The following is a 23,946-nucleotide window of genomic DNA, read 5'->3' as shown; positions in this document are numbered from 1 at the left end:
CCGATCGTGCCGCACCGCGCCAGCGCTTCAAGGGCGAGAAGGTGGTGCCGTTTGCGGCGTCAATATCCTACACGGTGCGCAGACGTGAGCGAAAAGCGAGAAGATCTTGCCAGGCGAGGCGCTTTTGTGCGGGCTCGCGCAGCAGATAGGCGGGGTGGAAGGTCGGGAGTGCCGGGTAGCTGTGCCCCTCGACTTCGATGTCGTGCCAACGGCCGCGCAGGCGCATGATTCCGCTCGGAGTCTTCATGAGCGCCTTTGCACTGGTGCCGCCGACGAGCAGCATCAGACGCGGCCGGACGAGTGCGATGTGGCGATGAAGAAAGGGCAGCAGTTCCGCCGCCTCGGCGGCGTTCGGAACGCGGTTCGCGGCCGGGCGCCACAGGCTGAGATTGGTGATGTAGACGCGGCTGCGATCGAGTTCGATGGCGGCAAGCATCTTGTCGAGAAGCTGGCCTGCGGGTCCGGCAAAGGGCCGTCCTTGCCGTTCCTCCTCGCCGCCCGGAGCCTCTCCGACGATCATCACGCCGCTCTCTGGGTTGCCGTCCGCGAAAACAAGCGGCGCATCCGGTCGGCGGACGGCGAAGGTCCGCGCCTCCGCCTCGCTTCGCAAATCCGCGAGGGTTCGCGCCTGGACCGCGGTGGCCGGGGGTGGAGGCGGTGGCGGCGGCGCGCGGTCAGCCGCCGGCGTGCCTGCGCCCGGCTTCGGGTCCGGCATGCGGTATGGCGGCTGTAGCCAGCTGCCGCCGCCGCTTCCCGTCAGAACGTCGGCGCCGCTGTCGACCAGCCAGCGTAGCGCGGCGGCGGCCGCTGCGGGCGAAAGGGTCGGCGGCGGCGATTGCGAAGGCGGATTCGATGTCACACCCCATTATGTAGAGCAGGGGCGCATATGGCAAAAGGCGGTTAGGGGGCGTAGGAACTACGGAAAACGAACTGTATTCGTAAGGGAAGGGGTGCATCCGCTTTCAGGCGGATGCGTTTGGGACATTTGATGAGGGACAGGCTCGTGAGCGAACCGGAACGCGAATCCATGGAATATGACGTCGTCATCGTCGGTGCCGGCCCGGCTGGCTTGTCGGCGGCGATCCGGCTGAAACAGATGGCAGCGGACGAGGACAAGGACATCGAGGTTTGCGTCCTCGAAAAAGGGTCCGAGGTCGGGGCCCACATCCTGTCCGGTGCCGTCGTCGATCCTCGCGCGATGGACGAACTGCTGCCGGACTGGCGGGACATGGAGGGCCATCCGTTCACCGTTCCAGTGGTGGAGGATCAGCACCTGATCCTGTCGAAGAGCGGGCACAGCGCCTTTCCGCACGTCCTGCTGCCGCCATTTATGGACAATGACGGCTGCTATACGGTTTCACTCGGGAATGTGTGCCGCTGGCTCGCCTCTCAGGCAGAGGGAATGGGGGTCGAGATTTTTCCCGGCTTCGCGGCAGCGGAAGTGCTGTTCGACGAGAAGGGCGCGGTGCGCGGCGTGGCGACCGGTGCGACCGGGATCGCGAAGGATGGCGAGAAGAAGCCCTCCTATGAGGCGGGCATGGAACTGCACGCCAAATACACGCTGTTCGCGGAGGGCGTGCGCGGGCATCTGACGAAGGAACTGAAACCCATCTTCGACCTGGAGCGCGATTGCCAGCCGCAGGTCTATGGTCTCGGGATCAAGGAACTGTGGGACGTCGATCCCGAAAAACATGTGGAGGGCAGGGTTCTCCACACGCAGGGCTGGCCGCTCGAGGATGCGAATGGCGGCGGCTTCATTTATCATCAGGCGGACGGTCAGGTCGCCCTGGGGTTTGTCGTGTGGCTGGGCTACAAGAATCCGCACATTTCTCCCTTCCAGGAAATGCAGAAATGGAAAACGCATCCGATGATCGCGGAGCTGCTGAAAGGGGGCAAACGCGTCAGTTACGGCGCTCGCGCGATTAACGATGGCGGCTATCAGTCCGTCCCGAAGCTCGCATTTCCGGGCGGCGCGCTGGTGGGCTGCGCGGCGGGGTTCCTGAACGTGCCGCGAATCAAGGGTACGCATACGGCGATGAAGTCGGGCATGATGGCGGCGGAGGCCGTCTTCGCCGCGGTGCAGGCGGGGCGGGCGCAGGACGAACTGACCGCCTATCAGGAGGCTTACGATCATAGCTGGGTCAAGGCCGAACTGAAGAAGGTTCGCAACACCGTGCCGCTGGTGAAGAAATTCGGCGACACGGCTGGAACCGGTCTTGCCGGCATCACCATGTGGCTGGAGCATCTGAAGCTCTCAATGCCGTTCACGCTGGGTCACAAGCCCGACCATGAAGGGCTGGGCCGGAAAGAGCATTTCAACAAGCCCGTCTATCCGAAACCGGACGGTGTTCTGACGTTCGACCGGCTATCCTCGGTGTTCCTGTCGAACACCAATCATGAGGAGGATCAGCCGCCGCACCTCGTGCTGAAGGACCCCGATGTGCCGATCGAGCATAACCTGCCGCTTTATGACGAACCGGCGCAAAGATATTGTCCGGCCGGCGTCTATGAAGTGGTCGGCGAAGAAGAAGGCGATCCGAAGTTCGTGATCAATGCGCAGAACTGCGTGCATTGCAAGACATGCGACATCAAGGACCCGCTGCAGAATATCAACTGGGTCGTGCCCGAGGGCGGTGGCGGTCCGAACTATCCCAATATGTAAAATGCGAAGAGCCGGGGATTTTGCCGGGCAGCTTCGTATGGAGTGGACCTGAAGCCTGCTGCCCTCGCCCGGCGCCGGCAAGTCTTGCGCGAGGGCGCCGGAAGGACAAGATGATGGTCATGCAGAATAGCGCCCCTGGTATTTCGCCCCTCCGCCTTCTGACCTGCGCCGCCGCCGCCGCGGCTGCGACATTGGTCTTGCCGGCGAACGCGGCCCTGGTGGAGGAGAAGGGCCTCTCGGACTATGTGAAGGGGCGTTACGCAGCGTCGGAGGGGGAGCTAAACCGCGCGGCTGGCCTCCTTGAAGATGCGCTCGGCTATGCACCCGGCGAGCAGGCGGTCCTTCAGCGCACGCTCGAACTGGCCGTCGCGGCGGGAGACGAGAAGCTGGCAGTCGGGGTTGCGCAGCGGTTGGTGGATGCGGGCCAATATGACAGCGCGATGGGAATCATACTGGTCGCCGACCTGTTCGAACGCAGGCGCTGGGATGAACTCTCCGCGCAACTCGATCAGCTTGGGCAGTCCGGTTTCGGCAGCGTCTTATCGCCTCTCATCAAGGCCTGGACGCTGGAGGCGCGCGGGAAGCACAAGGAGGCTCTGACCGCGCTGGAATCCTATCCGGATGACGGGCCGGCTAAGGGTTATGCCGAAGAACAGCTCGGCAATCTGGCGATGGTGCAGGGCCGGGAGGTCGATGCCGTCCGCCATTACGTCAAGCTGATCGAAGGGGATGAAGGCGGCAATTGGCGAGCGCGCCTGCTGCTTGCCGATGCCTATCAGGAGGCAGGCAGCGACGAATACGCGTCCGAAGTGCTGGAGCAGGCATTGCCGGCACCGGATATCGTGCACGCCCGGGCCGCACTGGCCGCAGGTGAAGATATCGATGAGGCGCCCCAGACCGCGTCCGCGGCGGTGAGCGATCTGTTGCTGCGCCTGGCGACCGATCTGTCCCGCGGCCGGACGGTGCCGCTGTCCCTGGTCTTCTCGCGCAGCGCGACCTGGCTGGACGCCGAGAATGCCAGGGGCTGGCTCGTCAACGCCCAGTTATTGGCCGCGTCGGAGCAATATGAGGGCGCACTTGCCGCCTTGTCGCATGTCGAGGACGACCCGGTCTATGCCGGGATGGCGCAGGAACAACGGGCTGCGCTACTGACGGTGATGAACCGTGAGGCGGAGGCGCTTGCCATGCTGGAGGCGGCGGCGAGGGCGCCGGGTGCCAGCGCGGAAACCTTCATGAATCTGGGACAAGCCTATCAGGCCCAGGAACGATGGGACGAGGCGATCACCGCGTTCAAGACGGCTCTGGAGCGCGAGGTCGAGAATGAGGACAGGCGCTGGCAGCTCTGGTTCCTCGTGGGCGCGGCGGAGGAGGAGCGTGGGGACTGGCAGGCCGCCGAGCAGGCGCTGCGCCAGGCAATCGAACTGTCGCCGAACCAGGCCCTGACCCTGAACTATCTTGGATATACGCTGCTGGACCGGGACGTGAAGACCGATGAGGCGATTGCCCTGATCGAGCAGGCGCACCAACTGGAGCCCGACAGTGGCCACATTACCGACTCGCTCGGCTGGGCGCAGTTTCGTCGCGGCAGTTACGAGCAGGCGGTGCAGACTCTGGAGGAGGCCGTTGCCAGCGTGCCGGGCGATACCACCATCAACGATCATCTGGGCGATGCCTATTGGCAGGTCGGCCGGCGGCTGGAGGCACGGTTCCGCTGGCGGGCGGCGCTGGACGGTGAACCCACACCGGAACAGCGCGCCGATATCGAGCGTAAGCTGTCGCTCGGATATGACCGCGCCGTTGCGATGCGTGAGGATGTGTCCCCCAACCGATGAGTAACGACACGTCTTCCGGAAACCCTCCGGAATCCTGTGCCGAGCCGGCCTATGCGAAGCTGAACCTGGCCTTGCATGTTCGGCGGAGGCGAGAGGACGGGTATCACGACATCGAGACGCTGTTCGCCTTTTGCGAGGATGGCGATGAACTGATTGTGCAACCGGCCGAAGACCTGGCGTTGTTTGTGAGCGGCCCCTTCGGCGGTGAACTGCTGGGGGAGGCGGCGGAGGACAATCTCGTGATGCGCGCTGCCAGAGCGCTGCAGGCGCATACGGGGCGAACCAGGGGCGCGGCGCTGACGCTGATCAAACGCCTGCCGGTGGGCAGCGGCGTTGGTGGCGGATCGGCGGATGCGGCTGCGGCGCTGCGGCTGCTGTCCCGCTTTTGGGCGCTCGATCTGGCGGAAGCGGAACTGGAGGCGCTTGGCGCGGAACTGGGTGCCGACGTGCCGGCATGCCTCCGTAGCCGTCCCGCTCGAGGCGAGGGAACGGGTACGCACATGCAGCCATCGGATTTGGGCGCTCTTGTCGGAAAGCCGGTGCTCCTCGTCAATCCGGGTGTTCACGTCTCCACCCCGCAAATCTTCCGCGCGTGGGATGGTGTGGATCGCGGCGCCCTGGGCGTCGGCGATGCCCTTCAAATTGCCCGAAGCGGCCGCAACGACCTTACGGCCCCGGCCTGCGCGCTTGTGCCAGAAATCCGTAACATATTGGAGCTGCTCGGTGGGGATCCGCCGGCGCTTCTCGCGCGCATGTCCGGTTCCGGGGCGACCTGCTTTGCGATCTATGAGGGTGCAGACAGCCGCGACCTGATGGCCCGCCGCATTGAAACGGATCATCCGGACTGGTGGGTCATGCGCAGTCGGCTTCGCTGAATCGCGCCCCGGTTCGTCGTGAGTTCCGGCCCTTCGTGGCCTCCTTTTTTTTATGTCGCCCGGCCTGTACAGTGCGTGCATGAACATGCAGCCAGATACGATCGCCCCCGCCGTCAGTAATGCGGCACCCAAAAGCCGTCCGGATTTCGATTGGCAGGACCCGCTCGGTCTGGAGGAGCTTCTGACCGAGGAAGAGCGCATGATCCGCGACACGGCGCGCGCGTTCGCCGATCAGGAACTGGCTCCGATCGTCAAGGAGGCGAACCGTAATGAAAGCTATGATCCGGCGCTGATGCAGGCGTTCGGACAGGCCGGTCTTCTGGGATCGACGATCGAGGAAAAATACGGCTGTGCGGGCGCCAGCTATGTCGCTTATGGCCTGATCGCGCGCGAGGTCGAGCGGGTCGACAGCTCGTACCGCAGCGCCATGTCCGTGCAGTCCTCGCTCGTCATGCATCCGATCCATGCCTACGGCACGGAAGAGCAGCGGATGAAATATCTGCCGAAGCTTGCCACCGGCGAATTTATCGGCGCCTTCGGATTGACGGAGCCGGACGCCGGCTCCGACCCCGGCAGCATGAAGACACGCGCGCGCAAGGACGGCGATCATTTCGTCCTGAACGGCGCAAAGATGTGGATCACCAATTCGCCGATTGCGCATGTCTTCGTCGTCTGGGCGAAGGACGATGAGGGTGTCATTCGCGGGTTCATTCTGGAGCGCGGCGACAAGGGCCTCTCAACGCCGAAAATCGAGGGCAAGTTCTCCCTGCGGGCCTGGGTCACCGGCGAGGTGGTGATGGACGACGTGCGCGTGCCCGCCGACCGGATGCTGCCGAACGCGCGCGGGCTCGGCGGTCCGTTTGGATGCCTGAACAAGGCGCGCTACGGGATCAGCTGGGGGGCAATGGGTGCGGCCGAATTCTGCTGGCACGCCGCGCGCCAATACGGCCTGGAGCGTACGCAGTTCGGCCGGCCACTCGCCAACACGCAGCTGTTCCAGAAGAAGCTGGCTGATATGCAGACGGAAATCGCGCTGGGGCTGCTGGGTTCTTGGCGCGCGGGCAAGCTGATGGACGAGGGCAGGCTCGCGCCGGAAACGATCAGCATCTTGAAGCGCAACAATTGCGGCAAGGCGCTGGAGATCGCGCGGATCGCGAGGGATATGCACGGCGGCAACGGCATCAGCGACGAATATGGCGTGATTCGCCACGTCATGAACCTGGAAGCGGTGAACACCTATGAGGGGACGCACGACATTCACGCGCTGATCCTTGGGCGGGCGCAGACTGGCCTTCAGGCGTTCTTCTGATGTCTTGGCCCGCCCTCGACTATGGGCGCGAACATGCGGTGTACGAAACCGTGCATGCCTATCTGCAAGTCGTCGGCAAGCTGCCGGTGCGTACGCTTCCCTGGGTCAATCATGGCTGGCATACCGCGCTGCAGGTCGTGCCGCGCGGGTTTCGGACCTACACGCTGCCGGCCGGGGACAAGGACTATGAACTGACGTTCGATATGCTGGATGGGTCGGTGAGCTTGTCGGCATCGGATGGCGGCGTGGCGGCGTTTCGGATCACCGGACAGACGGTCGCCATGTTTCAGGAACAGCTGCGGGATGCGCTGAAGGAGATCGGTTGCCCGGCGCCCCTTCATGGCGGTCCGAACGAGGTCGAGGAGGCTGTCCCCTTCGAAAAGGATGAACGCCCGCGCATTTGGGACAAGGATGTTGCGGCGCGGCTTCACGGCGCCTTCTTGTCGGTAGCGCGCGTCTTTTCCGCCTTTCGAAGTGGCTATCTGGGCAAATCGTCGCCCGTGCACCTGTTCTGGGGCAGCTTCGATCTTGCCGTGACCCGCTTTTCCGGCCGCCGTGCGCCCGCCCATCCCGGCGGATTTCCCAATCTGCCTGACCGCGTCACGCGGGAGGCCTACAGCCATGAGGTGGTCAGCTTCGGCTTCTGGCCTGGCGGCGGCGGAATGGATGAGGCTGCGTTCTATGCCTACACCTATCCTGCCGCATCCGGCTTTGCCGACGCCGCGGTTCGTCCAGAGGGCGCTGCCTTCGATACTGCGCTTGGTGAGTTCCTGCTGCCCTATGCCCTCGTCCGGAATTACCCCGATCCGGATGCGGCTCTGATGCAGTTCCTGTCGGACTGCTACAGCGCCGGTGTCGATGCTCTCGGGTTCCCGCGCGACCTCACCGTCCCGGCGATTGCGGTCGGTACGCCCCCCTCCACGAACTGACGGATCATTCATTATGAAGAGAATCCTGCTGACCTCCGGCGCTGCCCTTCTGGTGTTTGCTGCCTGTTCCGGAGAGCCGGATGCCCCCGAGGACAGTGGGCCGGTGGACGGCGGCACGCTCGCCGATGGGGGCGCACCGGCGGAGGATGCGCCGATGACGTCGCTCGGCGACGAACAGACAGCCTGGTCTTACCGGGCGTCGGCAACAACTGGTGCAAGCCTGACCTATTTCCAGCCTGAGGGGGAGCCGGTCATGCGCCTGACCTGCCACCGGGATACGGGTACGTTCGAGGTTGCCGTGCCGCAAGTCGAGCGCATCGGTTCGGAGGAACGGCTGACGTTCGGAAGTGGTGGCCGTTTGGAGGCGATCCCCGTGCCGCTGTCGATTCCGGCAGGCGGCCCGGTTGCAGGCGACGTGCCGCTTTCGCAGGTGCTGGTCGCATCGCTCGGCGGCGGGGAGTTTGGGGCCACCTACGGCGCGAACGTCGTGACGCCGCAGTCGGCGCCGCGCGAAGAGCTTCTCACCCGCTTCGTAACCGCCTGCGAGGCCGCCCTGAGCGTCGGCGCCGCACAGGCGGAGCAGGATCAGTTGCAAAATCCGCCCACGCCTGGCGCGGACGCCGAGTAGAAAGACCGCGTCTCGGTTACTATCTCTCGACACATGTCCGACTGCTGCTCCGTCAAATCCTGCGAGCTCGAGAAGCTCGCGCGCGTCAAGGACCAGAGACGGGCACTCGTAACGGTCCTTCTTATCAACGCCGGCATGTTCGTTGCGGAATTCGCGGCCGGCCTGGTAAGCGGCTCCGCGGCGCTGATGGCGGACAGTGTCGATATGGCCGGCGATGCGTTCGTTTATGCGCTAAGTCTTTACGCCCTGTCGCGCGGTGAGCGCTGGAAAGCCGGGGCCGCGACGGCAAAGGGCGTCTTTATCCTGATCTTCGGTTTGGCGGTCGTCGTGCAGATGATTGCGCGGATTTCCAGCGGGTTACCGCCGGAAGGAGGCATCATGTTGGTCTTCGGCGGACTGGCCTTGGCTGCCAATCTTATCTGTCTTCGTATCCTGTGGCGGTTCCGCGCGCAGGATGTGAACATGAGCAGTACCTTCGAATGTTCGCGCAATGACGTGATCGCGAATGTCGGCGTGCTGATTGCTGCCGGCCTCGTCAGCGTTCTGCATTCGCCATGGCCCGACATCGTGATGGCGGGTCTGATAGCCGCCGTTTTCCTGCGTTCGGCCATCCGCATTCTGCGCGCAGCCGTACCACAGCTGCGCGCGAAAGCAGTCTAGGACAGGCGGCGCTCGAACTCCGTCCAATCGAACTGGCGGACGCATTCCAGCGAGTCCGTGTCCGAATCCCACAAATATATGCTTGGAAGCGGTACACCGTTGAAGGTCGTTGTCTTCACCATGGAATAGTGCGCCTGATCCAGAAAGGCGAAGCGTGTGCCGGGCTCCGGCGGCATGGGAAACGTATAATCCCCAATCGTGTCGCCAGCGAGGCAGGAGGGGCCGCCCAGTCGATAGCGCGGGCCGCTCGCCGGTTCTCCCAGCATGGCGGGCCGGTAGGGCGCCTCGATCACGTCGGGCATGTGACAGGTGGCGCTGATGTCGGTGACAGCGACCGGCATGCCGTTTTCGAACGTGTCGAGGATTTCGCCGACCAGAATACCGGCATCGAGCGCGACCGCCTCGCCGGGTTCCAGATAGACCTGAACATCATATTTGTCGGCGATTTGCCGCAGCAGGGCGACGAGGGCGTCCCGGTCGTAGTCGGCCCGGGTAATGTGGTGCCCCCCGCCCAGGTTCAGCCAGTCGAGCCGCGGCAAATAGGGGGCGATCTTCGGCTCCAGCGCTGCCCAGGTCCGGGCAAGCGGTTCAAAGCCTTGCTCACACAGCGTGTGCATGTGGAGGCCGTGCACACCGGACAGATGCTCCTCCCGAAGCTGGGATACGGGGAAACCGAGACGGCTTCCGGGGGCGGCGGGGTCGTACTTGGCGACTTCCCCTTCCGAGTGTTCGGGATTGAGGCGCAGTCCCACGTCGAAGATCTTGCCGGTCTGGCCGAGATATTCGCGAAAACGGGCGTGCTGGTGCGGGGTGTTGAACACGATCGTGTTCGAAAGGGCCGCAATCTCGGCAAGGTCTTCGCGTTTGTAGCCGGGCGAGAACGTCTCGATAATCCCGGGATAATATGCCTTGGCAAGCCGGGCTTCCCAAAGGCCGGAGGCGCATGTGCCGTCAAGGACCGCCTGCGTCAGGCCAGCCGTACGGAACATGGAAAACGCCTTTAGGGCGAGCAGGATTTTCGCGCCTGACCGCCGTTTCACATCGTTTAGCAGCGCCAGGTTGTGGCGCAGCGCCGCTGCATCGACGACAAAGGCAGGGGTTTGCACCCGGGACAGGTCGAAGTCGGCGAACGCACCGGGATCGCCGGCCTTTGTGCTCATCATTTCGGACATTCACGTCTTTTCGCCGGTTCGGCGCACGAGCTCAAGCCGGGAACGCGCCTGACATATGGGGCGCGCAGGGGACTGGTGCGAAATTAGCATATTGGCGCGATGGGCATTTGAAGATCGCACCGGCCGGGGTTAGGTCTTCGCGCCATGAAATCTTCCCTTGCGCTTGCCGCCACCCTTCTGTCTGCCACAGCCAGTGCGCAGACCCCCCTCGATCCAGCTGCACTTCGCGACGCGGCTCTCGAGGACGAACTGGCATGGGACATCACGGAGGGGCTGACGACCGAAATTGGCCCCCGTCCGGCAGGAAGCGCGGCGGAGGCGCGCGCGCGCGACTGGGGCGCGGACCGTCTGCGCGCGCTCGGTTTTCAGGACGTACGCATTGAGACTTTCCCGGTGCCGGTTTGGGAACGCGGTACCGAAAGCGCCTTTGTGACGGCGCCGTTCCCGCAGCCGCTGCATTTGATCGCCCTTGGCAACAGCGGCAGCACCCCGCGCGACGGAATCACGGGCGAAGTCGCGATGTTCGATAGCGTCGCTGCGCTCGAGGCCGCTCCGGACGAAGCCGTTGCCGGCAAGATCGTCTATATCGGCCATGCGATGCGCGCGACACAGAGCGGGATCGGTTATGGCCAATTCGGCGCGCCGCGCCGGCAAGGTCCGAGCATCGCCAGCCGAAAGGGCGCGGCCGCCATCGTCGTGCGCTCAATCGGCACGGACGACAGCAGCGTGGGGCATACCGGCGTGCAGACCTTTGCGCAGGGTGTTCAGCCTATTCCGGCTGCCGCACTGGCGAACAGTTCGGCGGACCAGCTCGAGCGCATTGCCGCGCGCGGCGAGCCCGTTCGCATGCGTCTGGTGCTGACGTCTCGCCAGACTGGAAATCATGACAGCGGCAATGTCATCGCGGAGGTGCCGGGGCGCGACCCCGATGCGGGTATCGTGCTCGTCGGCTGTCATCTGGACAGCTGGGATGTCGGCACCGGCGCGATCGACGATGCGTCGGGCTGCGGCATCGTCACGGCGGCGGCAAAGCGGGTCATGGACGCCGGAACCCCGCGCCGGCCGATCCGCATCGTCTGGTTCGGCTCGGAGGAAATCGGCCTGTTCGGCGGCGCGGCCTATGGAGAGGCGCATGCCGACGAGAAACATGCTCTTGCCGCCGAGAGCGATTTTGGCGCGGACGCGATCTGGCGTTTCGACAGCGACCTGACGGACGGGGCGGCGCCGGTCGCCGCGCGTATGGCCGCGGCGCTTGCACCACTCGGCATCGCCCAGGGCCCGACGGATGCTGCGCATGGCAGCGATATCGGCCCGCTTGCCGAGGCGGGGGTCGGGATCGTGCAATTGCAGCAGGACGGTACGCGCTATTTCGATTGGCACCACACGGCCGAGGATACGCTCGACAAGGTGGACAAGCCGCAGTTGCAGCAGAATGTCGCCGCATGGACCGCGATGATCGCCGTCGCGGCCAATGCCGAGGAAGACATGCTGGCGGACTGATCCGCCTGTCCGCGGACTAGAGCGGTCGCTTGGCTTCCGCCCAATCTTCGATGCCGAGGGTTTCGGGCAAACCGTTCAGGACCGCCCGCAGACGCTGCGCCTCAGCGGACCGGCAGCCCGCATAATAGTTGAGGACCGTCTCTGGCCCGTCGGCAACGCTCTGCCAGGTGATACGATATTGCTGCTGGTCGGTTGTGCGCGCGCCGCACTCCACGTCCGCCGTCGTGCCTTCTGCGGGGCGAAACGGTGCCAGCGCCTCCACGGCAGCTTGATAGTCGCCGCTGCTGATACGGCCCACCTTTTCTCCGCTGACAGCGGTGTGCTGTTCGCCCACGAATGTGACCTCTCCGTTTGCATCCGCCTCGACGCTGTAGACCGGGCAGAAGCCGAAGCAGGGGCCGACCGAATAGCCGATGCTGGCGGGCTGTGCGCTCGCTGCCTGATCCGGCGGGGCAGCGGGGCCGTTCATGGACGTGCAGGCCGCAAGTGCAGCGCCGAGGGCCAGGGGGGCAAGACATGTGTTCCGCATGCAACCCAAACCTGCGAACGGCGAAAATGTGCCCCCATCCGAAACGCGCTTATCGCCAATCCTAGCGGTCCGGTCCCAGTTCCGGAAATCCGCCGATCGGCGTAATCTGCATTGAAAAGGTCGTAACCCCGTCAGCGAGTTCCATCCCGTCCGACAGCTCGTAACTGATTCGCAGCCGGGATTGGAAATCGGAATGCGGGGATCGTGGAGGTTTCACTCTACGCGGGCATGGCGTCCGCCAATGTCAATGCCGCAGGGCAGCCGCCTAGAACGGCAGCGGCCCGGGAAGTTCGCGCACTTCCCATGGCAGTCCATGCTGGTTCAGCATGTCCATGAATGGGTCCGGATCGAACTGCTCCATGTTGAAGACGCCGGCGCCCGACCATTTTTCCTGCAACATCAGCGCCGCGCCGATCATGGCGGGAACGCCGGTTGTATAGCTGACGGCCTGATTGCCGGTTTCGCGGTAGGCGTCCTCGTGATCGCAGACGTTGAAGATGTACATGGTCAGGTCGCCGCCATCCTGGCTCTTGCCGGTGGCGATGTCGCCGATACAGGTCTTGCCCTTCGTCGTGGCGCCGAGGCCGGCAGGTTCCGGCAGGACCACCTTCAGGAATTGCAGCGGCACGATCTCCTGTCCCTGATAGCTGATCGGCTCGATGGACGTCATGCCGACATTCTGTAGCACCTCCAGATGCTTCAGATAGGAATCGCCGAAGGTCATCCAGAAGCGGGCGCGCTCGATCTCTGGAATATGCGTCACGAGGCTTTCCAGTTCCTCATGATACATCATGTACATATTCTTCTCGCCGACCTGCGGGAAATCGAAGCTCTGCTTATGGGAGAGGGCCGGCGTCTCCACCCAGTCGCCGTCTTCCCAGTGGCGAGCGGGCGCCGTCACCTCGCGGATGTTGATCTCCGGATTGAAGTTGGTGGCGAACGCCTGCCCATGATCGCCGCCATTGCAGTCGAGGATGTCGAGCGTCCGAATGGAGGAGAAATGATGCTTCTTCAGCCAGCTTGCGAAAACGGACGTGACGCCGGGATCGAAGCCGGATCCGAGAAGCGCCATCAGTCCCGCCTCCTTGAAGCGATCCTGATACTCCCACTGCCAGCTATATTCGAACCTGGCGGTCTCCTTCGGCTCGTAATTCGCCGTGTCCAGGTAATTGACGCCGGTCTTCAGGCAGGCCTCCATCAGCGCGAGATCCTGATAGGGGAGAGCCAGGTTGACGAGGAGATCGGGCTTCAGCTCCTCGATCAGCCGCGCCGTCGCGTCGATGTCATCGGCATCGATCTGATAGGTGTCCACCGTTTGCCCCGTGCGTTCCTTTACCGAGGCGGCAATGGCATCGCACTTCGACTGCGTACGGCTGGCGAGCGAGACCTTCGAAAAAATCTCCGAGTTCATGGCCATCTTGTGAACCGCGACGGAGGAGACGCCGCCGGCGCCAATGACGAGGGTGTGGGACATAGGGATGCTCCCTTGGGAATGGGTTTGGTGGTCAATGCCCGCGGGCGGGGCGAGGGTCCGTTTCGCATATGCTAAAAGCGGATGCGGTCGCCGCAGACAAGGGGTGTAACCTCGTCCTGCGTCATCCCGGTTTTCGCCGGGATGACGCTATGGGGCCTGTTTTCAAGCCGTCAGTTGCGGCCGGTGATCGAGATGATCTCCGCACCCTGTTCGTCCTCGCGGTAGAGGCTGAACATGGGTTCGTCCGCAACCTCGACCGTCTCTGAGGAGCCGAAGCCGTTGAAGGCGGTGCGCATGGCCGCGCCATAGGCGCCCAGCATGCCGATCTCGATGAAATCGCCGGCCTTTACATCACCGGGCAGATAGAAGGGTCCGTCCATGTGATCCATGTCGTCGCAGGTCGGGCCGTAGAGGTCGAAGGCCTCGAATTCTGCTTCGCTCGGTTCGGAGCGGATGAGCGCACTCGGAAAACGCCACGCCACATGCGCGGCATCAAACAGGGAACCGTACGCGCCGTCGTTGATGTAGAGCGTGTTGCCCTTGCGCTGCTCCACACGAACGAGAACGCTCGCATATTCAGCGCACAGCGCGCGGCCGGGCTCGCACCACAGTTCGGCGGAATAGCTGATCGGCATATCCTCGAACGCGTCGTGGACCGCCTGAAAGTAAAGATCGAGCGGGGCCGGGTCCATGCCGGGGTAGACGGACGGAAAGCCGCCGCCAACATCGACGACGTCGACGGTCACGCCCGCCTCCACGATCGCGGCGCGGACAAGCGCGATGGCGTTGGTGTAGGCCGCAGGGCTCATTGCCTGGCTGCCGACGTGAAAGCAGACCCCCAGCGCATCGGATGCCTGGCGCGCGGCCATCAGCAGCGGCGCTGCCTCCTCCGCGCGTACGCCGAACTTGGACGCGAGGCTGAGCTCCGAATGATCCGAAGAAACGCGGATGCGCACGCACAGCCACAGATCGTCGGGGGCGCCCGTCGCCTCCACGATCTTGTCCAATTCCTCCTGTGTGTCGAGCGAGAAGGTGCGGACGCCATGTTCGAAATAGGCCTCGGTGATCGCCTCCGCCGACTTCACCGGATGCATGAAGCACAGCTTGGCGTCGGGCAGGACCGACCGGACCAGCCGCACCTCTGTGATCGAGGCGACGTCATAGTGCGTGATGCCCGCATTCCAGAGCGTGCGCAGCAGGTCCGGCGATGGATTCGCCTTGACCGCGTACATCGAAAGACCCGGAAATCTTTGCGCGAAGAAACGCGCTGCGCGCGCCGCCGCATGCGGACGGACGAGCGTGACGGGGGAAGCCGGCCGCAAAGCGGCCGCTACACCGAGAGCGTTATGATACTTTCGCAACTCAAGGGACCTCCTAATGGGTAGTTTCGCCAAGATGCTGCCTTCACGGTGGAAGTCCCTTTAGGGCAGCGGGAGAGCGCATATAGGAGGGCACGGGAACCGTGTAAAGCGCGCGGTATCTTGCGTTCGACGAAGCGCATGCACTCCCTCCTTGCCACACGGCCAAGTGCATCGCAGGGAGGTTTGCATGAACAGCCAGACCTCCGTTTCCGCCGCCGACCTGACAATTGCCGCCAGCCGGATCAAGGGTGTCGCGGCGAGAACGCCGTTGATCCGCTCAGACAGGCTGGATGCTTTGACGGGGGCCTCGGTCTTCCTGAAGGCCGAATGCCTGCAGGTCACCGGATCGTTCAAGTTTCGCGGTGCCTATAATCGCCTCTCGGCCCTGTCCGATTCGGAACGCACCGCCGGGGTGGTCGCCTTTTCCTCCGGCAATCATGCGCAGGGCGTCGCCCGGGCTGCAAAGCTGCTGGGCATTCCCGCCGCCATCGTCATGCCGTCGGATGCGCCGGACATCAAAGTGCGCCGGACCGAAGCCGACGGGGCGGAAATCATCTCCTATGACCGTCTGTCGGAATCGCGCGAGGATATCGCCGCACGGCTCAGCGCGGAGCGGGGGGCAACGCTCGTTCCCTCCTTCGACGATCCGTACATCATTGCCGGGCAGGGTACAGCCGGGCTGGAGGCCCGTGAACAGCTGAAAGATGCCGGCCGCGCCGCCGATATGGCTGTCATCTGCTGCGGCGGCGGCGGTCTTTCCAGCGGGATCGCGCTTGCCCTGCCACAGGCGGACATCGTGCTGGCTGAGCCCGAAGGGTACGCCGATGCAGGCGAGTCGATGGCAGCCGGCGCCATCCAGCCCGTGCACAATCCCGGGCCGACCCTGCTCGACGCGTTGCAGACTCTGAAGATTTCGCCGCTGACATTCGGCATCCTGAGCGGACGCGGCGCGCGTGGCGTGGCTGTCAGTGACGTGGATGCGCTGCGGGCGATGCGTTTCGCAATGGAAGACCTGAAACTGGTCGTGGAGCCGGGCGGGGCGGCGGCACTGGCCGCACTTTTGACTGGCGGAGTTCAGGCGACGGGAAAGACCGTACTCGTCACGCTGTCTGGCGGCAATGTCGATCCGCAGCTTTTCGCGCGCTGTCTGAACGCCCAGCCGTTTTTCTAGGTGGCCGAAGCTGCGCCGCTTAGCCGTTCGCGCTGCGATACTGGCCGCAGCCGCTCTGCGGCGGTAGAGCCGGCCCCTGCTCCGGCGCGGGGCGTCCGGATACGAGCGCTTCCAGTTCTTGAGCGACGTAGGCCGCGCCATCCCCGAGACGATAGAGATCGCTCGCGATTTTGGCGCTGCTGCGGCCGGGGCGGACGAGGACCATGGCCTCCATGAGCGCATCGAGCAGACCGACGGCGGTTTCGCCGGCGTAGTCGCACGCCAACGCGCCCTCCACCTGTACCGGTGTCATGTCACTCATCGCATTCGCTCCCAGCATCCATCAATGCGGGTAACGACCATAAGGCTGCGAGCTTAAGAGGGCGTGTATGAGGCGCGAATATGGCGTTCGATGTTGTCTGCCGCTTCCGGGGGTGCGCTGAGCCCGAGTTTCGTGCGACGCCATAGAATGTCCTCTGCGGTTCGTGCCCATTCCTCCGCCACGAGATAGTCGACCTCGGCTTCGAAGATACCGCCAAGATTGCGGCCCACCCCGCCGGCCAGAAGTGCCTCGGCGCGCGTACCATAAAGACTTGCGAAGCGTCCGACGAGATCCGGGTCGTGGTCAGGAAACCGTCCGCAAAGCCCTTTTGTCCAGGCCCGAAAATCTTCGTGCGGCGGGCGGTTTTGGGAGCGCGGAATGTCGCCCCCGGGCAGGGTTTGATCCGCCGTCCACGGCGCGGTTTTCGGGTACAGCTCGGCAAGGAGTGCCTCGGCAAGCAGGCGGTAGGTGGTCAGCTTGCCGCCGATGACCGTCGTCGCATTCATGCCCGAATGCTGGAGAAACTTCCATTCGCGGCTGGTTTCGCGGGCGCCTTTCCCCTCCTCCAGGACGAGCGGGCGAATGCCTGCGAAGCTCGCAACGATGTCCTCCCGGGCCAGTTCACGCCGCAAGTAGCGATTGGCCGCTGCGAGCAGGTAATCGATTTCCCCTTCGGTGATCTGCGGATCCGCGGCGTCGCTTACCCGGGTCTCCGTCGTCCCGATCAGGCTGTAGCGTTCCTTGAACGGGATGACGAAAATTATGCGCCCGTCGGGCTGCTGCAGCATGTAGGCGTCGCGCTGCCGACCGGCGCGCGGCACGACGATATGGGCACCCTGGACCAGATTGACGCGCGGCGCATCGTTCAGGCCGAGAACCGTCTTCGCCACATCCTCCGCCCACGGCCCCGTGCAGTTGACGATGCGGCTGCCATAAAGTTCGCGGCCGCTTTCCAGCGCAACGAGCCAGCCGGCCTCGCTGTGAAAGGCGGTGACGGCGCCGTCACGCGGGAGGATTTCCGCCCCCCGCCGCGCCGCGTCCTGGCAATTGGCGATGACAAGGCGGCTGTCGTCGACCCAGCCGTCCCAATAGCGAAACGCGCGCGTGAAGCGGTCGGCCAGGCCGTGCCCTGCGATATCATCCCTGAGCGACAGCGTCTGAGAGTTCGGAAAACTGCGCCGCTTCGCCAGCCGATCATACAGCAGTAGGCCGGCGCGGATCATCCAGGAGGGCCGCGTTTCCTGCGACAGTGGCAGGACGAAGGGCATCGGAGAGGCAAGATGCGGAGCGATGGAGAGGATCGTCTCGCGCTCCGCAAGAGCCTCCCTTACCAGCGCGAATTCGTAGAACTCCAGATAACGCAGGCCGCCGTGAATGAGCTTGGTGGAGGCGGAGGAGGTGCCGCCGCCAAGGTCGCCGGCCTCCACCAGCGCGACCTTCAGTCCGCGGCCGGCTGCGTCGCGCGCGATCCCGGCGCCGTTGATGCCCGCGCCGATGATGATGATGTCGAAGTGATCGCGCTGCATCGTCAGACTTGTCCGTTGGACGGCTTACCTAGGCAGGCCCTGAGAGTTAGGGAAGGCGTGAATGCAATAGCTTGGCAACCGTTTACGCTCCGTCACCGGGCGCGGTGGCGGCGCCGGCCTGGGGAGAGATGGACTTGGCTGACCTGATCCTGGTGATCGACGAGGGAACGACCTCAACGCGCGCAGTAGCGTTCGATTTGCAGGGCCGCGTTGCGGCTGAGGCGGGACGCCCGCTGACGCAGGTCTATCCCAGGTCCGGCTGGGTGGAGCATGACGCGGCCGAAATTTGGGACCGCACGCTCGCCTGCGCAAACGAGGTTGCCGCCGATGTCGGCGCCGAACGTATCTTGTCGATCGGAATCACCAACCAGCGCGAGACCGTGGTTTTCTGGGAGAAGACCGATGGCAGTCCGCTGGCGCCGGCGATTGTGTGGCAGGATCGCCGTACCGCGAGGATCTGCGCGGACCTGAGGGCGGCCGGTCACGAGGCCGCTGTGCAGGCCCAAACCGGCCTACTCCTCGATCCCTATTTTTCCGCAACGAAGATCGGATGGGCGCTTGAAAACTGGCCTGCGGTGAAGGCCGCCGCCGATGCGAACCGACTCGCGGCGGGGACGGTAGACGCCTATTTGCGTTTTCGCCTTTCAGGAGGCGACACGTTCGAAACCGATGCCTCGAATGCCGCGCGTACGCTGCTGATGGATCTGAAGAGCGCGGAGTGGGATGAGGAGCTTTGCCGGCTGTTCGGCGTTCCGCCGAGCGTTCTGCCGTTCATCGGCGCATGTTCCGGAGCGCTTGGAGAGACCCGCCTGATCGGCGGACGCACATTGTCGATCACGGGCGCGGCCGGTGACCAGCAGGCTGCCGCCATGGGGCAGGATTGCTTGCGGCCCGGTGCGGTGAAGTCGACCTATGGTACGGGCGCGTTTCTGCTGGCGAATGCCGGCGCCTCGGTTCCGGTTTCCGAACAGCGCCTTCTCTCGACCCTCGGCTGGAAGGTGGACCTCGAAACGATCTATGCGCTTGAGGGCAGTATCTTTGTGGCCGGCAGCGCAGTCGATTGGCTGCGCGACCAAATGGGTCTTTTGGCAAGTGCTGCCGAAAGTGAAGGTCTGGCACGATCCGTCGATGATACGTCGGGGGTGGTGTTCGTGCCGGCCTTCGCCGGTCTCGGTGCGCCGCAGTGGGAGCCGGAAGCGCGCGGCGTCATCACCGGCCTGTCAGGTGCATCCGGAAAGGCACATGTGGTTCGAGCCTGTCTGGAGGCGGTTGGAAATCAGACGGCGGACGTGCTGGAAGCGATGGCTGCCGACGGGGTGGAGCCGGGCGTCCTGAAAATCGACGGCGGAATGGTGAAGAATGACTGGCTGTGTCAGGACCTCGCCGACGCCACCGGAATCGAGGTCGAGCGGCCAAACGTGGTGGAGACGACGGCGCTTGGCGCCGCGATGCTGGCCGCCATTGGCTGCGGCGCTTACGCCTCCCCCCGGGAGGCTGCGAGTGCGATGCGAACCGTGGATCGGCGTTTCTCGCCAATCTTGCCAGATGAGGCAAGGCGGGAGCGCCGTGCCGGCTGGAAACGAGCGGTCGACCAGGTCATGGCCGGACTTCCCGCTTAAGGGGGGCTGGCTCCGTGCTCCGTCCTTCGCAACCCGAGTCCCGTCGACAGCCCCCACTCACGTGTTTAACAGGTCGGTATGAGCGGATTTCTAGGCAGCGCGCTGTCGGCGGCGGTTATTTTTTCTTTCGTCCTCGCAGCCGGCGGATTGTATATTCTGGCACGGCGTCCGCGTCCCGAGCGCATCAAGGGTATATTGATGATCGCCGTCGCCGGCGTGACGCTGGTGAATGTCTGGTTGCTCTCCGCTCCGGTATGACTTGATGGGATACTGACGGGGCGTCGGCCGAACTGCGTCAGACAAGAAGCTTCCGCATTGTGACCCGGGTGGCGGGGTTTAGACCCAGGTCACGTTCCTGCGCCACGCCATGTTCGCCGACATCGTTTTCCGTCGCTGCTTCGGGCTGGAAACCCAGGGACGCGTAGAAGGGGGCGTTCCAGGGAATGTCGCGAAACGTACGCAGCCAAAGACTGGAAAGGCCTCGTCGCCGGGCCTCGGCCTCCGCTGCGCCGATCAGGGCGCGTCCAAGTCCCTGCCGCTGCGCATGCGGCACTACATCGACCTGTGCGATGAGCATGCTGTCAGCATCGACAGCGGCCGTCAATTGTCCGGCAAGCCGGGTCTCGTCGCGGCTGTCGATGCCGATCCATTGCAGGCCCTCGGCGATGGCAGCGCGCAGGACGCATGCGTCCGTCGGCGGCGCATCCACCAGATGGGGATAAGGCGTGCTTGCGAAGACGGCTGCCGCGCGGCGTTCGACATCCTGGCAGGCGATCACTTCGTCCGGCCGCGCAAGGCGAACATGCGCGGTCAATGGGAGCGCGTCAGTTCCTTCATGGCGCTGTCCAGCCCTGAAAGCGTAAGGGGAAACATGCGATCTTCCATCAGGCGTTTCACCATCTGGATCGATTGTCCATATTGCCAATGCTTTTCGGCGATCGGATTCAGCCATACGGCGGACGGATAGACCTCCGTCATGCGGCGCAGCCAGACCTCCCCGGCCTCCTCGTTCCAATGTTCGACGGAGCCGCCGGGATAGTTGACCTCATAGGGGCTCATCGACGCATCGCCGACGAAGATCAATTTATAATCGTGCGGATATTTGTGCAGGATGTCGAACGTCGGAATCCGTTCGTTCCAGCGCCGCCTATTGTCCTTCCAGACGGCCTCGTAGGGCATATTGTGGAAGTAGAAATATTCCATGTTCTTGAATTCGCTGGAGGCGGCGGAGAACAGCTCCTCACAGGTGCGGATATGGCCGTCCATCGATCCCCCGATGTCGAAGAACAGGAGTACCTTCACCGCGTTCCTGCGCTCTGGGCGCATGATGATGTCGAGGTATCCCTTGTTCGCCGTGCCGCGGATGGTGGAGGGTAGGTCGAGTTCGTCCGCCGCGCCTTCCCGTGCGAAACGGCGCAGCCGCTTCAACGCCATCTTGATATTGCGCGTACCGAGCTCGACCTCATTGTCGAGATTCTTGAATTCGCGCTTTTCCCAGACCTTGATCGCCTTCCCCTGGCCGCCCTTGCCGCCGATGCGCACCCCGGCGGGGTTATAACCGGAATTGCCGAAGGGCGATTTGCCCCTTGTGCCGATCCATTTGTTGCCGCCTTCGTGGCGCTTTTCCTGCTCCTCAAGCCGCTTCTTCAGATCCTCCATGATCTGATCGAAGCCTTTTTCCTCGATGGCCTTCATCTCTTCCTCTGAGAAGACCGCCTGCGCGAGTTGCCGCAGCCACTCCTCCGGGATCTCGGCCTGCTGCTCCTCAAAGTTCGTTTCCAGACCCTTGAAAACCTTGCCGAACACCTGATCGAACCGGTCAAGGAGCGCCTCGTCCTTCACATAGGCGGAGCGGGACAGGTAGTAGAAATCCTCCACGCGGCGGTCGATGACGCCCGAATGCAGCGCTTCCAGAAGGGTCAGATGTTCCTTCAGCGTGACCGGGATGCGCGCGCTGCGCAGTTCATTGAAGAAGTCCACGAACATGCTCGCAACTGTAGGGTCGCGAGCCGCCAGCGTCATCCTGCTTTCTAACAGGGGTTGGAACATTGCGCGCGAAGCTATGCTCGCGGCGTGCGAGGGGGCTTTGCGCTAACGTAAACACCAGGAACGAAGCGTTTTGACGGGAGAATCGGGATGAGCTGGATGCAGGGGAAAACCGTGCTTGTGACGGGCGGCACGCAGGGCATTGGTCAGGCGACCGCCGCTCTTTTTCGGGATGGCGGTGCGAAGGTGACGATCACCGGCACGCGGGCAGGCGCGGAGGACTACGAGGGAGAGGATCTGGCCGGCATGACCTATCATCGCTGCCGGATGAGCGAAGCGGCGGACATCGACGCCCTGGCGCAGCCGTTCGAGCGTCTGGACGTCCTCGTCAACAATGCCGGCATGGGGCGCCGCGACGAATATGAACAGGACGCGTTCGAAGAGGTGCTTTCTGTCAATCTTTCCGCCGTGATGAACCTGTCGACGCGCCTTAAACCGGCGCTGGCGGAGGTTGGCGGCTCCATCGTGAACACCGGATCCTTGTCGAGTTTCCTCGCGCTGAAGGAGACCCCGGCCTATACCGCGTCGAAGGCGGGTCTTCTCGGCCTGACACGGGCCCTGGCCGACAAATGGGCGCCTGACGGCGTGCGTGTCAATATGGTCGCCCCGGGCTTCATCGCGACGCGCATGACCGCCGGTGCACGGTCCAGCGAGGATTATGAGAAGAAGCTCTTGAAGGCCATTCCGATGCGCCGGTGGGGAGAGCCCAGGGAAGTCGCGGCCTGCATCGCCTTCCTTGCATCACCTGCTGCAAGTTATGTGACGGGGCAAAGTCTTGCGATGGATGGGGGGCTGATGCTCCGCTAGCGTGGATGGCTGTAGAAAAGATGCGCTTTCGCGACAAAATGTGTCAATTCCATTGCCGAGTTAACGACGTGGTTACCAGTGGACGCGTACCAATCGCCGAATTGCTAGGCGGGGGCGCGAATATTCATGACGGCACTGGATCGGTCGGATCATCAACTCGTTAGCACGGTCGCGGGAGATTGCGGGCGGCTGGCCGTGGAGGTCAGCGATACGTCCGGTTACATCGCCGGCGTCACGACGCGTATTGATACCCATCTTCAGATGCTCGACATGCTGGAGAGCGTCACCGGATCTCTAGGTCGGGATCAAGAGGCCGTAGCGGGGTCGACAAAGAAGGCGCGCGACCTTGCCGAAAATGCGCGCCTCAGGCTCGATGCCGGGCAGGAGGTGATTTCCGAGGCGCTCGACGCCTTTGCCGGCGTTGCCAAACTGGCCGAAACCATGGGCGAACGCCTGGCTGGGTTCGTCACGGCGATGGAGCAGGCGCGTAAGGTGTCGCACACCATCGAGCAGATCGCCAACAACACCAATATGCTCGCGCTGAACGCAACCATCGAGGCCGCGCGGGCGGGGGAGGCGGGGCGCGGCTTCGCCGTGGTGGCGGCGGAGGTCAAGAATCTGGCTGCCGACACGCGCCGTGCGACGACGGAAATCAACGAAACGCTGGCGCGCCTGTCGGAAGAGGTCGCCGCGGCCGGCGAGGAGTTCGGTTCCGGCGCGCGGCGAAGCGCTGAAACGCGCAAGCAGTTCGCCGCCGTTTCCGGCGCCATTCAGGAGGTCGGCTCCCTCGTACGGGCGGTGGATGACGAAACTGCGGGAATTGCCGGATCGACCGACGGGATTACGGCAGCGGTGCAGCAAATGCAGGATGCGCTGAAGCAATTCTCCGCCGACGCCCGCGAGAACGCCGATGAACTCGTGCGCGTGCATGGCCGGCTGGGAACGCTGGAGCAGCGCGCCAACGGCATGTACAACATGCTGTCGCAGACGCATGTCGAGACTGAGGATACGCCCTTCGTCACCTTGGCGCTCCGCGGCATGGAGGAGACTGCAGCCGTCATTGCGGCCGGTATCGAGCGTGCTGAAATCGGAGAAGCCGATGTCTTCGATACGCACTATCGCCCCGTTCCGGGTTCCGATCCAGAGCAGTTCACGACGCGTTTTAACGGGTTCGCCGACACGCATATACGACCGATCATCGATCGATTGACGGCAAGCGATCCGCGTATCATCGCATCGGCCATAACTGACCGGAACGGCTATCTACCGACGCATATCACCGAAAAATCGAAAACGCCTGGGCCGGACCGCGCGTGGAACAGCGACAATTGCCGCAATCGCCGCATCTTCTGGGATGATGCCACCGAGCGGGCGAACATGAGTACCGCTCGCTGCATGCTTTCGGTTTACCGGCAGGATGTGGCGGAAGCCGCCGACGGCTACCGCGCCGTGAAAAGCGCCTTCGTGCCGCTCTACGTAGCCGGTCGGCGTTGGGGAAATTTCGAACTGGCCTGGGTCTAGCCGTTATCTGCTGAGGGGATAGCG

General features: G+C 63.7%; 22 protein-coding genes. 13 read left to right on the top strand and 9 right to left on the bottom strand.

The features are described 5' to 3' along the window. Window positions 1-67 precede the first annotated feature (67 nt). Entirely contained in the window at window positions 68-859 is a 792-nt protein-coding gene (locus C725_RS09685) for a uracil-DNA glycosylase (RefSeq protein ID WP_008602447.1), read from the bottom strand. 168 nt (window positions 860-1,027) lie between these two features. On the opposite strand from C725_RS09685, the gene C725_RS09680 reads away from it, so the two are divergent. From C725_RS09680 to C725_RS09650, 7 genes are all read left to right on the top strand, one after another. Beyond that, complete coding sequence (locus C725_RS09680) at window positions 1,028-2,662, top strand: electron transfer flavoprotein-ubiquinone oxidoreductase (RefSeq protein ID WP_038282818.1); 1,635 nt, start codon at window positions 1,028-1,030, stop codon at window positions 2,660-2,662. Window positions 2,663-2,781: 119 nt separating this feature from the next. Then, window positions 2,782-4,494: a tetratricopeptide repeat protein gene (locus C725_RS09675; protein ID WP_160165722.1), complete on the top strand. Its 1,713-nt coding sequence runs from the start codon at window positions 2,782-2,784 to the stop codon at window positions 4,492-4,494. Beyond that, the gene (locus C725_RS09670) at window positions 4,491-5,369 is read left to right on the top strand and encodes a 4-(cytidine 5'-diphospho)-2-C-methyl-D-erythritol kinase (protein ID WP_008602442.1); all 879 of its coding nucleotides are present in this window, start codon (window positions 4,491-4,493) and stop codon (window positions 5,367-5,369) included. Before C725_RS09675 ends, C725_RS09670 begins: the two co-directional genes overlap by 4 nt. Window positions 5,370-5,454: 85 nt before the next feature. Continuing rightward, window positions 5,455-6,678, top strand: a complete 1,224-nt coding sequence (locus C725_RS09665) for an acyl-CoA dehydrogenase (protein ID WP_051051315.1) — start codon at window positions 5,455-5,457, stop codon at window positions 6,676-6,678. Next, the gene (locus C725_RS09660; RefSeq protein ID WP_008602438.1) at window positions 6,678-7,607 is read left to right on the top strand and encodes a DUF5996 family protein; all 930 of its coding nucleotides are present in this window, start codon (window positions 6,678-6,680) and stop codon (window positions 7,605-7,607) included. The genes C725_RS09665 and C725_RS09660 overlap by 1 nt, the downstream gene beginning before the upstream one ends. A gap of 13 nt (window positions 7,608-7,620) precedes the next feature. Further along, window positions 7,621-8,235, top strand: a complete 615-nt coding sequence (locus C725_RS09655; protein WP_008602436.1) for a hypothetical protein — start codon at window positions 7,621-7,623, stop codon at window positions 8,233-8,235. Window positions 8,236-8,268: 33 nt separating this feature from the next. After that, complete coding sequence (locus C725_RS09650; RefSeq protein ID WP_008602435.1) at window positions 8,269-8,895, top strand: cation efflux transmembrane domain-containing protein; 627 nt, start codon at window positions 8,269-8,271, stop codon at window positions 8,893-8,895. On the opposite strand, the gene C725_RS09645 is transcribed toward C725_RS09650, so the two are convergent. Further along, window positions 8,892-10,055: a carboxynorspermidine decarboxylase gene (locus C725_RS09645; RefSeq protein WP_038282812.1), complete on the bottom strand. Its 1,164-nt coding sequence runs from the start codon at window positions 10,053-10,055 to the stop codon at window positions 8,892-8,894. The genes C725_RS09650 and C725_RS09645 overlap by 4 nt on opposite strands. A gap of 156 nt (window positions 10,056-10,211) precedes the next feature. Here C725_RS09645 and C725_RS09640 point away from each other — a divergent pair, with 156 nt between their 5' ends. Further along, the gene (locus C725_RS09640) at window positions 10,212-11,567 is read left to right on the top strand and encodes a M28 family peptidase (protein ID WP_008602431.1); all 1,356 of its coding nucleotides are present in this window, start codon (window positions 10,212-10,214) and stop codon (window positions 11,565-11,567) included. 16 nt (window positions 11,568-11,583) lie between these two features. Here the strand turns inward: C725_RS09640 and C725_RS09635 are convergent, their stop codons facing one another. The 3 genes from C725_RS09635 to C725_RS09625 all read right to left on the bottom strand — a co-directional run bounded on the left by C725_RS09635 (window position 11,584) and on the right by C725_RS09625 (window position 14,931). Next, the gene (locus tag C725_RS09635) at window positions 11,584-12,096 is read right to left on the bottom strand and encodes a DUF6438 domain-containing protein (RefSeq protein WP_038282759.1); all 513 of its coding nucleotides are present in this window, start codon (window positions 12,094-12,096) and stop codon (window positions 11,584-11,586) included. A 265-nt stretch (window positions 12,097-12,361) separates the two neighbouring features. Then, window positions 12,362-13,570 carry a saccharopine dehydrogenase family protein gene (locus C725_RS09630; protein WP_008602427.1) on the bottom strand — a complete coding sequence of 403 codons (1,209 nt, stop codon included), beginning with the start codon at window positions 13,568-13,570 and terminating at the stop codon, window positions 12,362-12,364. Between the two features lie 170 nt (window positions 13,571-13,740). Continuing rightward, window positions 13,741-14,931 carry a type III PLP-dependent enzyme domain-containing protein gene (locus C725_RS09625; protein WP_008602425.1) on the bottom strand — a complete coding sequence of 397 codons (1,191 nt, stop codon included), beginning with the start codon at window positions 14,929-14,931 and terminating at the stop codon, window positions 13,741-13,743. A 187-nt stretch (window positions 14,932-15,118) separates the two neighbouring features. Between C725_RS09625 and C725_RS09620 the strand changes: the two genes are divergently transcribed. Continuing rightward, the gene (locus C725_RS09620; RefSeq protein WP_008602424.1) at window positions 15,119-16,102 is read left to right on the top strand and encodes a threonine ammonia-lyase; all 984 of its coding nucleotides are present in this window, start codon (window positions 15,119-15,121) and stop codon (window positions 16,100-16,102) included. 19 nt (window positions 16,103-16,121) lie between these two features. Here the strand turns inward: C725_RS09620 and C725_RS09615 are convergent, their stop codons facing one another. Continuing rightward, entirely contained in the window at window positions 16,122-16,403 is a 282-nt protein-coding gene (locus tag C725_RS09615; RefSeq protein ID WP_008602422.1) for a hypothetical protein, read from the bottom strand. A 53-nt stretch (window positions 16,404-16,456) separates the two neighbouring features. Next, window positions 16,457-17,929 carry a glycerol-3-phosphate dehydrogenase gene (gene glpD, locus C725_RS09610; RefSeq protein ID WP_008602420.1) on the bottom strand — a complete coding sequence of 491 codons (1,473 nt, stop codon included), beginning with the start codon at window positions 17,927-17,929 and terminating at the stop codon, window positions 16,457-16,459. A gap of 128 nt (window positions 17,930-18,057) precedes the next feature. Between glpD and glpK the strand changes: the two genes are divergently transcribed. Together glpK and C725_RS09600 are read left to right on the top strand one after the other, a co-directional pair. Next, a complete protein-coding gene (glpK, locus tag C725_RS09605; protein ID WP_243442735.1) occupies window positions 18,058-19,548 on the top strand; it encodes a glycerol kinase GlpK in 1,491 nt (496 codons plus the stop codon). A 78-nt stretch (window positions 19,549-19,626) separates the two neighbouring features. Further along, entirely contained in the window at window positions 19,627-19,806 is a 180-nt protein-coding gene (locus C725_RS09600) for a hypothetical protein (protein ID WP_008602415.1), read from the top strand. A 37-nt stretch (window positions 19,807-19,843) separates the two neighbouring features. Here C725_RS09600 and C725_RS09595 read toward each other — a convergent pair whose 3' ends face one another. Continuing rightward, window positions 19,844-20,362: a GNAT family N-acetyltransferase gene (locus C725_RS09595; protein WP_008602414.1), complete on the bottom strand. Its 519-nt coding sequence runs from the start codon at window positions 20,360-20,362 to the stop codon at window positions 19,844-19,846. Further along, window positions 20,359-21,534 (bottom strand): vWA domain-containing protein, encoded by a 1,176-nt coding sequence (locus C725_RS09590; RefSeq protein WP_008602412.1) that lies wholly within the window; start codon window positions 21,532-21,534, stop codon window positions 20,359-20,361. The genes C725_RS09595 and C725_RS09590 overlap by 4 nt, the downstream gene beginning before the upstream one ends. A gap of 150 nt (window positions 21,535-21,684) precedes the next feature. Between C725_RS09590 and C725_RS09585 the strand changes: the two genes are divergently transcribed. Then, window positions 21,685-22,401, top strand: a complete 717-nt coding sequence (locus C725_RS09585) for an SDR family NAD(P)-dependent oxidoreductase (RefSeq protein WP_008602410.1) — start codon at window positions 21,685-21,687, stop codon at window positions 22,399-22,401. 126 nt (window positions 22,402-22,527) lie between these two features. Continuing rightward, a complete protein-coding gene (locus tag C725_RS09580; protein WP_051051313.1) occupies window positions 22,528-23,922 on the top strand; it encodes a methyl-accepting chemotaxis protein in 1,395 nt (464 codons plus the stop codon). Window positions 23,923-23,946 lie beyond the last annotated feature (24 nt).

Source organism: Pacificimonas flava (assembly GCF_000342165.1).
GTDB classification, from domain to species: domain Bacteria; phylum Pseudomonadota; class Alphaproteobacteria; order Sphingomonadales; family Sphingomonadaceae; genus Pacificimonas; species Pacificimonas flava.
The sequence above is the reverse complement of the archived record's forward strand: the minus strand, read 5'-3'. Positions and strand labels throughout refer to the sequence as shown.

What these genes read in the sequence shown, in the direction of transcription:
- C725_RS09665 (WP_051051315.1), top strand. Translation starts at nt 5,455, where the DNA reads ATGCAGCCAGATACGATCGCCCCCGCCGTCAGTAATGCGGCACCCAAA.
- C725_RS09600 (WP_008602415.1), top strand. Translation starts at nt 19,627, where the DNA reads ATGAGCGGATTTCTAGGCAGCGCGCTGTCGGCGGCGGTTATTTTTTCT.
- C725_RS09580 (WP_051051313.1), top strand. Translation starts at nt 22,528, where the DNA reads ATGACGGCACTGGATCGGTCGGATCATCAACTCGTTAGCACGGTCGCG.
- C725_RS09630 (WP_008602427.1), bottom strand. Translation starts at nt 13,570, where the DNA reads ATGTCCCACACCCTCGTCATTGGCGCCGGCGGCGTCTCCTCCGTCGCG.
- C725_RS09675 (WP_160165722.1), top strand. Translation starts at nt 2,782, where the DNA reads ATGCAGAATAGCGCCCCTGGTATTTCGCCCCTCCGCCTTCTGACCTGC.
- C725_RS09680 (WP_038282818.1), top strand. Translation starts at nt 1,028, where the DNA reads ATGGAATATGACGTCGTCATCGTCGGTGCCGGCCCGGCTGGCTTGTCG.
- C725_RS09640 (WP_008602431.1), top strand. Translation starts at nt 10,212, where the DNA reads ATGAAATCTTCCCTTGCGCTTGCCGCCACCCTTCTGTCTGCCACAGCC.
- C725_RS09590 (WP_008602412.1), bottom strand. Translation starts at nt 21,534, where the DNA reads ATGTTCGTGGACTTCTTCAATGAACTGCGCAGCGCGCGCATCCCGGTC.
- C725_RS09620 (WP_008602424.1), top strand. Translation starts at nt 15,119, where the DNA reads ATGAACAGCCAGACCTCCGTTTCCGCCGCCGACCTGACAATTGCCGCC.
- C725_RS09635 (WP_038282759.1), bottom strand. Translation starts at nt 12,096, where the DNA reads ATGCGGAACACATGTCTTGCCCCCCTGGCCCTCGGCGCTGCACTTGCG.
- glpK (WP_243442735.1), top strand. Translation starts at nt 18,058, where the DNA reads ATGGACTTGGCTGACCTGATCCTGGTGATCGACGAGGGAACGACCTCA.
- C725_RS09650 (WP_008602435.1), top strand. Translation starts at nt 8,269, where the DNA reads ATGTCCGACTGCTGCTCCGTCAAATCCTGCGAGCTCGAGAAGCTCGCG.
- C725_RS09615 (WP_008602422.1), bottom strand. Translation starts at nt 16,403, where the DNA reads ATGAGTGACATGACACCGGTACAGGTGGAGGGCGCGTTGGCGTGCGAC.
- C725_RS09660 (WP_008602438.1), top strand. Translation starts at nt 6,678, where the DNA reads ATGTCTTGGCCCGCCCTCGACTATGGGCGCGAACATGCGGTGTACGAA.
- C725_RS09645 (WP_038282812.1), bottom strand. Translation starts at nt 10,055, where the DNA reads ATGAGCACAAAGGCCGGCGATCCCGGTGCGTTCGCCGACTTCGACCTG.
- C725_RS09670 (WP_008602442.1), top strand. Translation starts at nt 4,491, where the DNA reads ATGAGTAACGACACGTCTTCCGGAAACCCTCCGGAATCCTGTGCCGAG.
- glpD (WP_008602420.1), bottom strand. Translation starts at nt 17,929, where the DNA reads ATGCAGCGCGATCACTTCGACATCATCATCATCGGCGCGGGCATCAAC.
- C725_RS09585 (WP_008602410.1), top strand. Translation starts at nt 21,685, where the DNA reads ATGAGCTGGATGCAGGGGAAAACCGTGCTTGTGACGGGCGGCACGCAG.
- C725_RS09655 (WP_008602436.1), top strand. Translation starts at nt 7,621, where the DNA reads ATGAAGAGAATCCTGCTGACCTCCGGCGCTGCCCTTCTGGTGTTTGCT.